The sequence below is a fragment of the Pantoea sp. EKM21T genome (assembly GCF_011800405.1).
In the GTDB taxonomy this organism is placed as follows: Bacteria; Pseudomonadota; Gammaproteobacteria; order Enterobacterales; family Enterobacteriaceae; genus Pantoea; species Pantoea agglomerans.
The window spans coordinates 291,831-307,376 of the sequence record NZ_JAALFV010000003.1 but is presented as its reverse complement, the minus strand read 5'-3'; the positions used below and the strand labels follow the sequence as shown (position 1 = coordinate 307,376).

General features: G+C 53.4%; 12 protein-coding genes. 7 read left to right on the top strand and 5 right to left on the bottom strand.

The features are described 5' to 3' along the window. Positions 1-120 precede the first annotated feature (120 nt). A complete protein-coding gene (locus HFD87_RS07720; RefSeq protein ID WP_010247278.1) occupies positions 121-1,023 on the bottom strand; it encodes a LysR family transcriptional regulator in 903 nt (300 codons plus the stop codon). Positions 1,024-1,123: 100 nt separating this feature from the next. Between HFD87_RS07720 and HFD87_RS07715 the strand changes: the two genes are divergently transcribed. The 5 genes from HFD87_RS07715 (at position 1,124) to HFD87_RS07695 (ending at position 5,236) form a co-directional block, all read left to right on the top strand. Next, the gene (locus HFD87_RS07715) at positions 1,124-2,191 is read left to right on the top strand and encodes an SDR family oxidoreductase (protein ID WP_167423197.1); all 1,068 of its coding nucleotides are present in this window, start codon (positions 1,124-1,126) and stop codon (positions 2,189-2,191) included. An 88-nt stretch (positions 2,192-2,279) separates the two neighbouring features. Next, on the top strand, positions 2,280-2,936 hold the full coding sequence (locus HFD87_RS07710; protein WP_167423196.1) for an SDR family oxidoreductase: 657 nt from the start codon (positions 2,280-2,282) through the stop codon (positions 2,934-2,936). Positions 2,937-3,937: 1,001 nt separating this feature from the next. Continuing rightward, positions 3,938-4,429 carry a type VI secretion system tube protein TssD gene (locus tag HFD87_RS07705; protein WP_064690754.1) on the top strand — a complete coding sequence of 164 codons (492 nt, stop codon included), beginning with the start codon at positions 3,938-3,940 and terminating at the stop codon, positions 4,427-4,429. Positions 4,430-4,439: 10 nt separating this feature from the next. Beyond that, positions 4,440-4,808 (top strand): DUF2778 domain-containing protein, encoded by a 369-nt coding sequence (locus HFD87_RS07700; RefSeq protein WP_045140134.1) that lies wholly within the window; start codon positions 4,440-4,442, stop codon positions 4,806-4,808. Beyond that, positions 4,805-5,236 (top strand): Shiga toxin A subunit, encoded by a 432-nt coding sequence (locus HFD87_RS07695; RefSeq protein WP_235038343.1) that lies wholly within the window; start codon positions 4,805-4,807, stop codon positions 5,234-5,236. Before HFD87_RS07700 ends, HFD87_RS07695 begins: the two co-directional genes overlap by 4 nt. Before the next feature lie 153 nt (positions 5,237-5,389). On the opposite strand, the gene fumA is transcribed toward HFD87_RS07695, so the two are convergent. Both fumA and HFD87_RS07685 read right to left on the bottom strand, forming a co-directional pair. Beyond that, entirely contained in the window at positions 5,390-7,036 is a 1,647-nt protein-coding gene (gene fumA, locus HFD87_RS07690) for a class I fumarate hydratase FumA (RefSeq protein WP_010670309.1), read from the bottom strand. A gap of 156 nt (positions 7,037-7,192) precedes the next feature. Beyond that, a complete protein-coding gene (locus tag HFD87_RS07685) occupies positions 7,193-8,701 on the bottom strand; it encodes an anion permease (RefSeq protein ID WP_010247273.1) in 1,509 nt (502 codons plus the stop codon). A gap of 588 nt (positions 8,702-9,289) precedes the next feature. Here HFD87_RS07685 and HFD87_RS07680 point away from each other — a divergent pair. Then, the gene (locus tag HFD87_RS07680; protein WP_167423195.1) at positions 9,290-12,070 is read left to right on the top strand and encodes a flavocytochrome c; all 2,781 of its coding nucleotides are present in this window, start codon (positions 9,290-9,292) and stop codon (positions 12,068-12,070) included. A 63-nt stretch (positions 12,071-12,133) separates the two neighbouring features. Then, positions 12,134-13,096 (top strand): FAD:protein FMN transferase, encoded by a 963-nt coding sequence (locus HFD87_RS07675; RefSeq protein WP_045140132.1) that lies wholly within the window; start codon positions 12,134-12,136, stop codon positions 13,094-13,096. Here HFD87_RS07675 and dcuR read toward each other — a convergent pair. Together dcuR and dcuS are read right to left on the bottom strand one after the other, a co-directional pair. Beyond that, complete coding sequence (gene dcuR / locus HFD87_RS07670; RefSeq protein WP_009093030.1) at positions 13,090-13,809, bottom strand: two-component system response regulator DcuR; 720 nt, start codon at positions 13,807-13,809, stop codon at positions 13,090-13,092. The genes HFD87_RS07675 and dcuR overlap by 7 nt on opposite strands. Then, positions 13,806-15,395 (bottom strand): DcuS/MalK family sensor histidine kinase, encoded by a 1,590-nt coding sequence (dcuS, locus tag HFD87_RS07665; protein WP_033760332.1) that lies wholly within the window; start codon positions 15,393-15,395, stop codon positions 13,806-13,808. Before dcuS ends, dcuR begins: the two co-directional genes overlap by 4 nt. Positions 15,396-15,546 lie beyond the last annotated feature (151 nt).

Sequence of the window (15,546 nt, the reverse complement as noted above, 5' to 3'; positions counted from 1 at the left end):
GTTGATAAGTTACCGGCGGTTCAGGCAGGGCGGAACAACGGGAAATCAGCGTCTGGAAAGAGTAAATGATCGCGGTCAGGATGAAACATCCCAACCGCGATAAACAGATAGCAGGGCGGGTTAGCGGATTTCCAGCGCGGTGAGCGCCGATAACAGCGCATCGACCTTAGGCAGGAACTGTTTACGGCGTGGCCACACCACGCTCAGCGTCAGCCCCTCGGGCTGCAACTGCGGCAAAATTATCTCCAGGTCGCCCTGTTTCACGGCATGCTGAATCAGCCACGAGGGCATTTGTGCCACGCCCAGCCCGGCGATGACAGCCTGCAGCTGGGCATCAACGTCGCCCAGTGCCAGCCGGTACGGCACCTCGCGCCAGTGCGGCTGACCATCTTCGGTGGTGAACAGCCAGGGTTTGGTGCTGCCGTCTACACGCTCATAAAGGATGGCGCGGTGGTTCAGCAGCGCCGCCTCATCTTCAGGTCGTCCTTCACGTGCCAGATAAGCGGGTGAGGCACAGAACTGCATCTGCTCGCGGCCCATATTACGCCAGCCCAGCGAAGCAGGCAGGTCGGGCGCGCCGCCGATCCGTACCGCCACATCCACGCCCTCTTCAAACAGGTCAACGAAGCGGTCAGAAAAACTCAGGCTCAGTGCCAGTTCCGGGTGTTGCTGACAAAAGGGCATCAGCAGCGGCATCACATTGAGGCGGCCATAGGTGGTGGGCACCGCCAGGCGCAGGCGACCGGAAGGAATCGTTCGCTGTGCCGCCAGTACCGCTTCGGCTTCGGCCAGATCCTCCAGAATGCGCAGGCAGGTCTGGTAATAGGCGCTGCCCGCGTCGGTGAGGTGCAGGCTCCGTGTGGTGCGCTCCAGCAGTCGCGAGCCTAATCGTGTCTCCAGGCGGCTGACGCTTTTACTGATCGCCGATCCGGTCACGTGCAGACGCTCCGCAGCGGCGGTAAAACTGCCACACTCTACGCTGGCAACAAACGGCAGAATATCTTTGAGGCGATGATCGTGCATCGATTAATGAACTCAGGTTGAGAATGCTGTGAATAAATGCCAGAGATAAGAACTGAATTCTCTATTAGGCTTAGCATTACGCAAAACGAGGAGAAATCAAATGAAAAAGCATGCTTTGATTGTGGGCATCAGTGGCGTTATTGGTCGCGGACTGGCAGATAAATTACAGAAGGAAGGCTGGCAGGTCAGCGGTCTGTCACGCGGACGTGGCGCGGTACCTGAAGGTGTCACCAGCCTGACGGCCGATCTGACCGATGCGGATGCCGTCCGGGACGCGCTGAAAACAGTGAAACCGGATGCGCTGTTTTTTAGCGTCTGGGCGCGTCAGGAAAATGAAAAAGAGAATATCCGCGTTAACGGCGGCATGGTGCGAAATGTGATTGAAGCACTCGGCGACCGCTTACAGGGTTCGCACGTGGCGCTGGTAACCGGACTGAAGCACTACCTGGGGCCGTTTGAAGCTTACGGCAAAGGCGCTGTGCCAGTCACGCCGTTCCGTGAAGAGCAGGGCCGTCAGCCGGTCGATAACTTCTACTACGCGCAGGAAGATGAAGTGTTCGCTGGTGCAGAGAAGTATGACTACCGCTGGAGTGTGCATCGCCCGCACACCATCATCGGTTATGCCGTGGGCAATGCGATGAATATGGGTCAGACACTGGCGGTCTACGCAACACTGTGTAAAGAGAAAGGCTGGCCGTTTATCTTCCCTGGCTCACCTGAGCAGTGGAACGGTGTCGTTGATATGACCGATGCGGGCCTGCTGGCTGAGCAGCTGCACTGGGCGGCGACCTCACCTAATGCCGCTAATCAGGATTTCAATGCGGTAAACGGCGATGTGTTCCGCTGGAACTGGATGTGGCCAAAACTGGCTGACTATTTCGACATTGAAGCAGCAGAATACCCGGCGCAGATGATGCCGCTGGAAGATCGCATGCAGGAAGCCGCCAGTGCATGGCAGACGATTGCAGAGCAGCATCAGTTGCGTGAATCGGATGTCACCAGACTGGCTTCCTGGTGGCATACCGATGCCGACCTGGGACGTCCGATGGAAGCCTTTACTGATATGAGTAAGAGCCGCAAAGCGGGCTTCACCGGTTATCGCAGCACGCTCGACTCCTTTATTCAGCTGTTTGATAAGCTGAAAGCGGAAAAAGTGATCCCGCAATAACCCAGCAGGCGCCGCATCAGGCGCCTGTTTTGTTTCTGACTGATAGCTATACTCTGGCACTCAATCAGTAAATGGAGGATTGGATCCTATGGCGACATGTTTCATTATCGGCGCAGCGGGCAAAGTGGGCCAAAAGCTGACTCGTCAGCTGAGCAGTAAAGGCCATACAGTGACGGCGCTGCACCGCAAACCGGAGCAGGCAGAGACGCTGCAGGCCGCTGGTGCTAAACCGGTGGCTGGCGATATTCAGCATCTGAGCGTGACGGCACTGGCAGATCTGATGACCGGTCACGATGTGGCTGTCTTCACGGCGGGTGCGGGCGGTGCCGGGATCGAGCTGACCAATGCCATTGACGGTGAAGGGCTGAAGCTGGCGGTAGCCGCAGCAGAGCAGGCGGGGGTATCACGCTTTATGCTGGTTTCCGCTTTCCCGGATGCGGGTCGCGGTAAAACACCCTCAGAGGGATTTGAGAATTACATGCGGGTGAAACGTCTGGCGGATGCGGAGCTGGTAGCGAGTAAGCTGGAGTGGGTGATCCTGCGACCAGGTACGCTGACCGATGAAGCCGGTACCGGTCGGGTTCATGCCGATCTGGCTATTCCGTATGGTGAGATCCCGCGCGAAGATGTGGCGGCGACACTGGTCGGCCTGATCGAAAATCCGGCGATTAAGTATCAGATCATCGAACTCACCAAAGGTGATGTGCAGATTGATGTGGCGTTGCAGCGGTTGCAGCGGAGCTAAAAAACCGCCTCAAAAAGTTGGAAACTCAACTTAATCAGACGCAGTTCAGGGAAGAGTCCAGGCTCTTTTCCTGTATTACAGTTTACGGTAGTCAGACATTACCCGGAATAAGAGGGATGGCTACCGTAAAACTGCTGCCCGTTATGGCGTTGGCGCAAGGTTGTTGGTCGCCGAATCTCTGCTCATTATTAATTAGCCTGTTAAACCCACGCCGTTACTCATCAATTATTTATCTGAAAAACTACCAAATACCAAATTGAAGGCTGAACGCCGATGATACGCCATGTAGTTATCCCGTCTGAAAATATCGCTCATGAAAATGGCCGGTCGTAAGTATTTTACAGCGTGACTGCACCGGTGGCAGCGTTAATCAAAAGAGGGCAATGAGGTAGCTGTATTTTATGTTTGCGGCGAAAAGCGTTAACTCTCTCCGATAATTTACCCCTTCAGTACTGAAGTCATGTCCGAATGTCGTTCAGAAAATCCCGCCACGGCGCGAGTTAATAAATGTCAGTCAAGGCATTTACGCGGCTATCAGCGGCTGATTCACCTGTGCTTCATATCAATCTGCGGTTGCAGATCCAGATGACAACTTATCATTAAAAGCTTCGGTCAGCATATGTGGTGCAGATTCCTTCGTGTAAGTGAAACTGCTTTAATAACGCTATAGCTGAAAGCTTTTTCGTCACGCTTCAATCCCAGGACTTCATTCTGGAGGAGTCAGATAGAATTAGTTGTGCAGAGAAAGGTCATAGACACTGGGATCCCCACTATAACTCTGAACGCATCAGCCTGCGTCTCAATAGCTTCAGCCCGGTTAAGTTCAGATTACAGTAAAAGAGGGTGTCCTGAGGGCAAAGATAGGATGCGTGAGCAGACCGAAAAGGGAGAAATATATGCGTTTTTATTGATTGCCATTAATTAAATATCATTCAGCATTTCATAATGGGAGTGCAGGCGGAGGATACTATCACTCTTCATATGACAAAGGAGTGTGTTAAATGGCTATACCAGTATATCTGTGGCTTTACGATGAAGAAGGGAAGTTAATAAAAGGCTCTGTCGATGTCACTGAACGCGAAGGAAGCATTGAGGTAACTGGGATGCAGCATAATTTATTTATTCCAACGGACGACACAACAGGTGCAGTGACAGGCACGCGGCAACATGAGGCTTATACTTTTGAAAAAACTATTGATAGCGCATCGCCGCAATTGTATAAAGCGCTAACAACAGGGGAAACGCTAGCAAAAGCGGTGTTCAGCTTCTACCGCATCAATTACAACGGTCAGGAAGAGGAGTATTTCGTAACGAAACTCGAGAATGTGAAGGTTTGTCACGTCGTGACGGTTATGTTCGATACCAAAGACCCGGATTTTGAAAGGCACGGTCACGTAGAGCATGTCGGGCTGCGTTATGAACAAATAGACTGGCATTATACAGACGGCAATATTAAACACACCGATAGCCTGGAAGAGCAGAAAACAGCATAAGGAAATCACAATGGCTAAATGGATTTATAAACAAAGTACGGGTGAGTTATATCGCGATGGCAAGTTAATTGAAACAGGCTACTCTGGTATTCTTACAAACAAAAATAATCCTGACCGCGAGCAGGTTCGTGGTATGGGTCCAATCCCGCGAGGAACCTGGAGAATCGGCAGTGCCGGAACCAGCAAAGGCCCGCTCACAATTACTCTGGTTCCGCTCAGCGTCAACGCTTATGAGCGTGATATGGGTACATTCAGGATGCACGGAGACAAACGCCACGGCATCAGAGGTTTTGCCTCTGCTGGCTGCATAATTATGGGACCATCAACACGCTTACTGGTTAGTAAAGATTACGGCGCAATTCTGGAGGTGGTGCGGTGATTAATCATTATGTGCTGAGTCTGGCCCTGGCCCTGTTACCGTTCGCTGGTTACACAGCAGATACACCTGGCAGTGAATGCGCCGCTCGGGGTCATTATGCCGAGGAGATGCTCTTATCTGCTATAACCAAAGAAGGTGTTAATGGGATTGAGCGAGATAAAACAACAGTTGAAGTGCTAAATCTTTCCCTCGTTTCCGATGCGTTAGCGCATCAGTTTGCGCAGAAAGACGCTAAAACAGGTAAAGGTCTCTTGCTCAAAGATTACTTCGATATTTACCACAATAACGGCGCAATGAACCTGACGGTTAAATACACCTATACCAACGTGAAAGGCGCAAAAAATGTATATATTGTCTCCAGTATACTAAATAACGATGAGTGCTCTGTCCGATTCAACGGATATTTGACACTTTCCCGTGAGTTCTGAAGGGGGTTAGCTATCCCGGGAAAAGTTGTCAGATAAAAGAGTTGCGAATTTATGTTGAGTTCCCCGGCCAACCTGAAATTGATTAGCCGGGGAAATTTTTAAAATCTCCTGCGTCCTGCCTTTCGGAGGCTGTTCGATTAAAGGTCTTTTTCGTTACTTAACGCATTTCGCGCAGTGCGCGCGCTCAATGTGCTGGAAGAAATCGTTACCTTTGTCATCGACCAGGATAAAGGCAGGGAAGTTCTCAACCTCGATTTTCCAGATCGCTTCCATTCCCAGCTCGGGATACTCCACGCATTCCAGACTTTTAATGCTCTGCTGCGCCAGCACCGCTGCCGGACCACCAATGCTGCCGAGATAGAAGCCGCCATGTTTATGACAGGCATCCGTCACCTGCTGGCTGCGATTGCCCTTGGCCAGCATGATCTTACTTCCGCCGTGCGCCTGCAGCAGATCCACGTAGGAATCCATACGACCGGCAGTGGTCGGGCCGAGTGAACCAGAAGCATAACCGTCAGGCGTCTTCGCCGGGCCAGCGTAATAGACCGGATGATCTTTGATGTACTGCGGTAATCCTTCGCCGTTATCGATGCGCTCTTTGAGTTTTGCATGTGCAATATCGCGCGCCACAATAATAGTGCCGGTCAGTGACAGGCGGGTTGAAACCGGATAAGCGGACAGTTGCGCCAGAATCTCTTCCATTGGGCGGTTGAGATCAACCTGCAACGCTTCACCTTCGCCCTGCTGACGCAGTGCTTCCGGGATCAGGCGGCCTGGGTTGGCTTCCAGTTTCTCAATCCAGATACCTTCACGGTTAATCTTCGCTTTGATGTTACGGTCAGCCGAGCAGGAGACGCCCATGCCGATCGGGCAGGAGGCGCCGTGACGTGGCAGACGCACCACGCGGATATCATGTGCAAAATATTTGCCGCCAAACTGCGCACCCAGACCGAGCTGCTGCGCCGCTTCCAGCAGTTCCTGCTCCAGCTGAACGTCGCGGAACGCCTGACCGTGCTCGTTGCCTTCAGTGGGCAGCCCGTCGTAATAGTGAGTTGAGGCGAGCTTCACGGTTTTCAGGGTGCTTTCTGCCGAGGTGCCGCCGATGACAAACGCAATATGGTAGGGCGGACAGGCTGCGGTGCCGAGGGTACGCATCTTATCCACCAGGTAATTTTTCAGCTTGCCCGGGCTCAGCAGCGCTTTGGTTTCCTGATAGAGATAGGTTTTATTGGCGGAACCGCCACCTTTAGCGATACAGAGGAACTTGTACTCATCGCCATCCACGCTGTAGAGGTCGATCTGCGCTGGCAGGTTAGTGCCGGTATTCACCTCTTTATACATATCCAGAGCGGCATTCTGCGAATAGCGCAGGTTATCTTCGATATAGGTGTTGTAGATACCCTGTGACAGCGCAGCTTCATCACCGCCGCCGGTCCAGACGCGCTGGCCCTTTTTGCCCATGATGATCGCGGTGCCGGTATCCTGACAGGTTGGCAGCACGCCTTTGGCGGCAATTTCAGAGTTTCTTAAAAACTGCAGGGCGACATATTTATCATTGTCGCTGGCTTCCGGGTCATCAAGGATGGAGGCGACCTGCTGCTGGTGGGCCGGACGCAGCATAAAAGAGGCGTCGTGGAACGCCTGCTGGCTCAGTAACGTTAGTGCCTGCGGATCGACTTTAAGGATCTCCTGACCCTCAAACTCGGAGACGGAGACATGCTCACGACTCAGCAGATAGTATTCGGTATCTTCGTGGGACAGCGGGAAAGGGTTCTGATAGACAAAAGGCTTGTTCGACATTTTTTCTCACTTAATGACCGGCTGAACCTCCGCGGACAGGCTGCGGGGCGCAACATCATAGGCGAATTAATTGTTTATTATGCTTCCCCACCGCGGGTGCGGTGGGGAAGTGCAGGAATGGTATCTTATAACGCGTTGATCTGCATGTTGTATCCGTCAGAACAACCACACCATCCACGGATAGGCAATCAGCATCATGGAGCCTAAGAAGATGGCACCGAAGATGGTTCCCAGACGCCAGTAGTCTTTGGTAGGCAGATAACCGCTGCCGTAGTAAATCGGGCTTGGACCAGTACCGTATGGCGTGATGATGCCCATCACACCCAGAGAGGTACACAACATCAGGCAGAAGACCGGCATATTGATGCCCGGAATGGAGGCTGCAATGGTCAGCATGGCCGGTAACAGCGCGGTGGTGTGTGCGGTGGTACTGGCAAACAGGTAGTGCAGCAGGAAGAAGGCGATTAACAGCACCACGGCCGAAACCTGTGGGTCATAACCCTGCAGCAGCATGCCACCCTCTTTACCTAACCAGGTGATAAAGCCGACGCGGGCCAGACCATCGGCCAGTGCCACCAGGGTGGCGAACCAGGCAAAGGTGTTCCAGGCCGGTTTATTACTGGTGATGTCATTCCAGGTCAGTACGCCGGTCCACAACATCAGAACGACCACCAACAGCGCAGCCATGGCAGGTTCGATCCACGAGGTGGCGAAAATCCACATCAGCAGGGCGCAGACCACAAACACCAGCAGCAGGATTTCATTGCGGGTCAGTCTGCCCAGTTTTTCCAGTTCAGCGATGGCCCATTTCGGCACTTCATCATTGATTTTAACTTCAGGTGGGTAGAACCAGTAAGCCAGCAGCGGCATGGTCAGAATCAACAGCACACCCAGCGGCAGGAAGGCCAGGAACCACATGCCCCATGAGATATCAAAACCGACGATGCTTTTTACCAGTGCCAGTGCCAGCAGGTTAGGTGCCAGCGCAGAGAGGAACATGGAACTGGTAATACAGGCCGCGGTAATCGCTACCCACATCAGATAGGAACCGATTTTTCGGGCGCTCGGGTCGTTAGGTTTAGAGCCGTAAAGCGGCGGCAGGTTGGCGATAATCGGGTAGATGGTACCGCCACTGCGCGCGGTGTTTGACGGCGTAAAGGGCGCAAGAAGCAGGTCAGCAAAGGTAATAGCATAACCCAGCGTCAGACTGCGGCGACCCAGATACTTCACCAGAATCAGGGCCAGGCGGCGACCAAACTGGGTTTTGTCATAACCTGCGGCGAACATAAAGGCACCGAAGATCAGCCAGACCGTGGAGTTGCCGAACCCACTGACCGCCCATTTGAACGACTCACTGGCGACTTTGAATTTCGGGTTAGCCAGTTCAGCCGGGCTGAAGAGCAGAAACTGGCTGAACAGCGCGATGACTACCACGCCGGTCAGGCCGATCACCGCGCCTGGCAGGGGTTCAAAGATCAATCCGACAATCACGCCGACGAAGATGGCGAAGAAGTGCCAGGCGTAGGGTTCGAGTCCGGCTGGTGTGGGCACCAGCAACAGCAACACGGCAACGAGCACCGGCAGAGCAAGCATGATAGCTTTCTTTTTACCCGGCGCCGCAGGTGCGACTTTTGGGGGTTCAGTTACAGCTGAGAGTGGTTTCATAGTATTTTATCTGCAAGTTAAGAAGAATGCGATTTGCGCCCCGGACCTTCACTGATGACTTTCTTTCTTATTCTTAATAGTGTGAATAAACCGCGATGCACTGATTTTTTAATCGACTGCTTAGCTATTGAGCTGCATTTTTAAATCCATGTAAATATGATGCGATTTTTGCAAATATAGATTTTGATCCAGATCAAAGAAATTAATTCATTATTCCCCATTTTTAACATTTATTTTTTATTTATATTTACGGCATCGACATTTTGACGGTTCTGTGAAGCTGGTCGACAAATCACCAGCTCACGCAAACTGAATGCCTTGCTTTAACCACATGATGATAAACGATTTATTTTTTATGTAAATGAATAGTTGATTTTTGGTTACCCATGATTAACAATTAATATAACTGCACTTCCTGCATCCGGCAAATAAAAACTCTAAATCATTTAAAAGTTAAAAAAGTAAATTTATCGCTTATGAAGGCAAAGAAAAGGGTATATTAGTCTCATGACATCGGACCACTTAATTAAGCGATAATTTGCGTCCGCTAAAAAATTTCCAGACTTTTAAATCTTGGAGTTTATCGCAATGAAATCTCTCACCCCCATCCTTAATCCATTGACTCTGCCTAACGGCGCTGTGTTGAAAAACCGACTGGTAATGGCACCGATGACCACCTGTACCGGCTTTTATGACGGTACGGTCACCAGTGAGCTGGTCGAGTACTATCGCGCACGTGCAGGCAGCATCGGAACCGTGATCGTTGAATGCTGCTTCATTGACAACCGTGGCCCGGCATTTCCGGGTGCCATTGCTATCGACAGCGACAACAAAATCCCTGGTCTGAAACGCATCGCGGACGCGATTAAATCTGAAGGCTCTACGGCCATTTTGCAGATCTATCACGGCGGCCGTATGGTGGAGCCGGAGCTGATTGGCGGCAAAACGCCGGTTGCGCCAAGCGCCATCGCGGCGCCGCGTGAAGGGGCAACCAAACCCCTGGCGCTGAGCGCCGAAGAAGTTGAAACCATGATCACCAAATTTGGTGATGCGGTGAACCGCGCTATCAAGGCCGGTTTCGATGGCGTCGAAATTCATGGTGCTAACACCTACCTGATTCAGCAGTTCTATTCGCCGAACTCTAACCAGCGCGATGACAAGTGGGGCGGCAGCCGCGATAACCGTGCACGCTTCCCGCTGGAAGTGCTGGAAATCACCCACAAGATGGCTGAGCGCTTCGCCCATAACTCTTTCATCATCGGCTATCGCTTCTCCCCGGAAGAGATCGAAGTGCCCGGCATTCGCTTTGACGACACGCTCTATCTGCTGGAAAAACTGGCGGCGCGCGGACTCGATTACGTCCATTTCTCGGTAGGCCAGCTGCTGCGTCCGTCAATTGTTGATACCCAGGATCCGACGCCGCTGATTGAGAAATTCGTCGCGATGCGTTCGCCTGTGCTGGCAAAAGTGCCGGTGATTGGCGTTGGTGGCGTCGTCAATAAAGCCGATGCCGAACTGGCGCTGGAGAAGGGCTACGATCTGGTGGCGATTGGTAAAGCCTGCATCGCTTACCCGAACTGGGCTGACCGCATCATCAATAACGAACACCTCGATCTCTACATCGACAGCAACAAACGCGAAGAGCTGCAGATCCCGGAACCGTTGTGGCGCTTCTCCCTGGTCGATGCGATGATCCGCGACATGAGTGAATCGGGCCGTAAATACAAAGCGGGCGTCTATCAGGAAAAAGTCGAAGCCGAAGCGCTGAAACTGAAAATCAACGTCACGCTGGATACTGACCGTATCACCGACATCTCGCTGGTGCCGGATGACACCCTGGATGTGGACTTCACCACTACCTTTGAAAGCCTGCGTAGCCGCATCCTGGTAGCCAACAGCCCACACGTCGATGCGATTACCGGTGCGACTACCCAGAGTGAGGCGCTGAAAAAAGCGGTTTCACGCGCGCTGACCACCTCCAGCAAAGAGCATGTGATTGAAGAGGGCGGCAACCCTAACGCACCGCAGAATTACGATGTGGTGATTGTGGGCAGCGGCGGCGCCGGTCTTGCGGCGGCGATTCAGGCGCACGATGAAGGTGCGCGCGTGGTCATCATCGAGAAGATGCCGACCATCGGCGGTAACACCATTAAAGCTTCAGTGGGCATGAACGCCGCGGAAACCCGTTTCCAGAAACTCAAAGGCATCGAAGACAGCAAAGAGCTGTTCTACGAGGAGACGCTGAAAGGCGGTCAGTTTAAAAATAATCCGGTGCTGCTACGTGAGTTTGTAGAGCTGGCGCCGGAGGCTATCGAGTGGCTGGCGAATCACGGCATTGAGCTTAACGACATCACCATTACCGGCGGGATGAGCATCGATCGTACCCACCGTCCGGCGGATCGTTCAGCGGTGGGTGGCTTCCTGATCAGCGGTCTGGTTAAAAACATCAACAGCCGCAACATCGAAGTCCTGCTGGAAACCTCAGTCTCAGAAATCCTTTATGAGAACGGTGCGGTAGCGGGTGTGAGAGTGGTCGATGAGTACAACGAAAGCCGTATCCTGAACGCGAAAAGCGTGATTGTGGCGACTGGCGGATTCAGTGCGAACCGTGAACTGGTAGTGAAATATCGCCCTGAACTCGATGGCTTTGTCACCACCAACCACAAAGGCGCCACCGGCAGCGGTATTGCCATGCTGGAAAAAATTGGTGCCGGTACCGTGGATATGGGCGAAATCCAGATTCACCCAACGGTTGAACAGACCACCTCTTATCTGGTCTCCGAATCCATTCGTGGCGGCGGTGCTATCCTGGTCAGTCAGGCGGGTGAGCGCTTCTACAACGAAATGGAAACCCGCGATAAAGTCTCGGCGCAGATTATCGCCTTGCCAGAGAAGAGTGCCTGGATTGTGTTTGACGAGCAGGTGCGGATGAATAACAAAGCGGCTGACGAATATATCGCCAAAGGCTTTGTGGTCAGCGCGCCAACCGTGGCAGAACTGGCGGTGAAACTCAACATGAGTGAGCATCATACGCTGGAAGCCACGCTGGCCCGTTACAACAACTTCGTTATCATGCAGAAAGATGAAGACTTCGGTCGTCAGACCGCGCTGCGTCATCCTCTGAGTGAAGCACCGTTCTACGCGATTCGTGTTGCACCGGGCGTACACCACACCATGGGCGGCGTCACCATCGACACCACCACCGCGGTGCTGGACAGCCAGAAACAGGTGATTAAGGGCGCCTGGGCCTGTGGCGAGGTGGTTGGCGGCATTCACGGCGCGAACCGCATCGGCGGTAACGCAGTCGCCGATATCATTATCTTCGGCATTCTGGCCGGTGGTAACGCCGCCGCTTACGCCCGACGTTAAGGGTCGTCTCCGGCATCCGCGCTCTGCGGATGCCGCTCTTTTCTTTTTAAAGCAGAGTCGCCTATGTTAACTGATGCGCGTGTCTATGCTTACTCCGCTGTCTTAATGGGTTCACCCATCCTGCTCAAACTCTTCGACGATAATCAGACCCTGGCCGGACAGGTCTTCCGCCTGATTAAACAGCAGGAGAATCTCTTCACGGTTAACCGCGCGGCGTCGGAAGTGATGGCGATTAATCACGCGGCAGGGCAGCATCCGGTGGTCGTCAGTCAGCCGGTGTTTGACCTGATCGCCTGCGCGCATGCGGTGAGCCTGCTGCCCGACAGCCTGTTTAATCTGGCTATCGGCCCGCTGGTGAAGTGCTGGAAAATCGGCTTTCAGGGCCACAGTGTTCCATCAGAGACAGAACTTCAGGCGCGCATGGCGCTGACGAATCCGCATGATGTTATTCTTGATGACGCAAGCCGCAGTGTCATGCTGGCCCGGCCGGGGATGGAGATTGACCTGGGCGCCATCGCCAAAGGCTATATCGCCGATGTTGTGCAGGCATTCTTGCGCCAGCAGCAGGTCAGCAGTGCGCTGATTAATCTGGGCGGAAATGTGCAGACAGTGGGTGCGCCGCCAGAAGAGGCGGGCTGGGCAATCGGCCTGAAAAAACCGTTTGGTGAGGCCGATGAGCTGATCGGGGTGATCGGGGTGAATAATCGCTCGGTGGTGACATCCGGTATCTATGAGCGTTATTTCGAGCTGGATGGCGTCTGTTATCACCACATCCTCGACCCGCGTAGCGGTTATCCGCTGGATAATGACCTGCTGAGCGTCACTGTGATCTCTGACCGGTCACTGGATGGCGACATCTACACCACACTGCTTTACGGCCTCGGCGTTGAACAGGGCATTGCCTGCCTGGCAGAGCAACCGGGCATTGAAGCGATATTTGTGACCCGTGACAGGCAGGTGATCTGCTCGTCACAACGTCACTTTTCTTTTCAGTTACTGGACACCGATTATCGGCTGGTTCACTGACAATATTGTTTGAGTAAAGTGTGATACTCCGGCTGCAGGCGATAGCGATAAACCGGACGGCCCGTGACCCCATAATGAATGCTGGTGAACAGGATATTAATCTGCGCCAGCCAAATCAGATACTTGCGGCAGGAGACGCGGGAGATATTCACCTCGGTTGCCAGTTCGTCGGTGGAGAACTCGGTACCCGGGTGGGCGTCGATCCACAGACACAGGGTGCGCAGGGTCTGCGGTGTTAATCCTTTCGGCAGTCGCTTCTGCTCGCTGGCCCCCGGCGGATTGCCATGCAACAACTGATCAACGTCCGACTGCTGATAGAACTGATGATTATCCATCAGCGATTTTTTCTGTCGCCAGCCAGTCAGCGCCTCTTCAAAGCGGGCAAACTGGAAAGGCTTGATCAGATAATCCACCACACCGTAGTTGAGTGAGGTTTTGATGGTGGCGGCATCTGCTGCTGACGAGATAATAATCACGTCAACCGGACGTCCTGCGCTGCGCAGTTCCGGCAACAGGTCGAGACCGTTCTCCTGCTGCATATAGATATCCAGCAGGATCAGATCAACCTGAGGTTCGGCCTGCGCCAGCCGCTCTTTGGCCTGCTGTAAGGTTGAGGCGGTGCCGCAGCAGGTAAAGCCTGGGATCTGCCCGATATAACAGCGATTCAGCTCGGCTACCATGGCGTCATCATCGACAACTAACACATTGATCATTGGGTAATCATTCCTCTCTCCCACGGAAGTTGTACTAAGAATTGGGTGAATACACCCGGTTCCGACTCGGCACTGACACTGCCGCCCAGGCTTTCGGTCTGCTGCTTAACCAGAAACAATCCGACACCGCGATCTTCGCCTTTTGACGAGACGCCACGCTCAAAAATGGCGCTGAGCTGCGTACCGTCGATCCCGGGTCCGTCATCACTCACTTCACAGGCTAACCAGCCATTCTGATAATGCAGCATGAGGTGGATCTCCCCTTCGGTTTCAGGGTCCAGCGCCTCAAGCGCATTTTCAATTAAATTGCCCAGCACCGTAATCAGTACCGCGCTCTGCTCCTCGCTGCCGCAGTCGGGCAGAAAACTCGCCTCATCGATAATCAGCTGATGGCCTTCATCGGTCACCCGGTTGATTTTGCTGAGCAGGAAACCCGCAATGATGGGCGATTTGATCTTTTGCAGCAGCGAACCAATCTCCGTCTGATAGGCGTTGGCGGTTTTCAGGATGTACTCTTCCATCTGCGCATAGTTTTTCATATGCAGCAGGCCCAGAATGACATGCAGCTTGTTCATGAACTCATGGGAACGTTCACGTAACGCGTCTACATAGTTTACCATGCCGTCCAGACGCTGCATCAGCTGGCTGATTTCGGTCTTGTCCCTGAAGGTGGTCACCGCGCCGATAATGCGGTCACGACTGCGAACCGGCACGGTATTGCTGATCAGGATGCGATTACCCAGCGTCAGCTCCTGATCGTGCCAGGCTTTACCCGCATGCAGCGCATCCTGCTGATGGCGGTGCATTACGCTCTCTTCAGCAATCAGATCGCCGCTTAATGGCATCTTGCGGGTGGTCTCATGCAGCAGCTGCTGCGCCGCGTGGTTAATCAGGCTGACGCGTGACTCATCATCTACCGCAATCACACCCTCTTTAATAGAATTCAGGATCGCCTGACGCTGCTCGAACAGGCTGGAAATTTCGTGCGGCTCCAGCCCGAGCAATATGCTCTTCAGGCGCCTGACCAGAATAAGAATCCCCAGCAGGCCAACCAGGCCGCCAAATAAGACAGTCCAGACGATGTTCCAGCGGCTTTTGGCAATCTGCGCCGCCACATCATTCAGCGCGATGCCGATCGCCACCACACCAATCTGCTGATGCTCTGCGTTATAAACCGGGGTAAATACCCGCAGTGCCTCTACCAGCACGCCGTGATTTACCGCCACATTTTCCCGCCCGCTGAGGGCCGGATAGATATCGTTGCCGACAAAATGTTTGCCAATCACCGCCGCGTTCGGGTGTGAAAAGCGAATGCCACGCATATCCGTCACCACCACAAACAGCAGGCCGTTGCGTTTGCGCGCGGCTTCAGCCAGTGGCTGAATCTGGCTGCTGCCGTCCGGTAACAGTAACCCACGCTGGACTTCAGGGCTGTCTGCCAGAGTGCGTGCCACCGCCATCGCCTTATCTTTAAGATGCGACTGAGCAAAGTTATCGATCTGCACAAAATAGAGCAGATGGACAGCAAGCAGCACGGTGACGATAACCGCTGTCATCATCAGGGTGGTCAGGGTACTGAGTTTCATGGGTCGTTTAGTCACGGCATGTCGGTTCTGTGGTTGGCTTGTCATTGGCGTTCAGCACGGGTGGGAGATCGCCCGGAAACATACGCTAACTGACCGCATCAGTACAGTTTTAGCGGTCTGCGCGCGGGCAATCGCCGGAGAACAATATTTG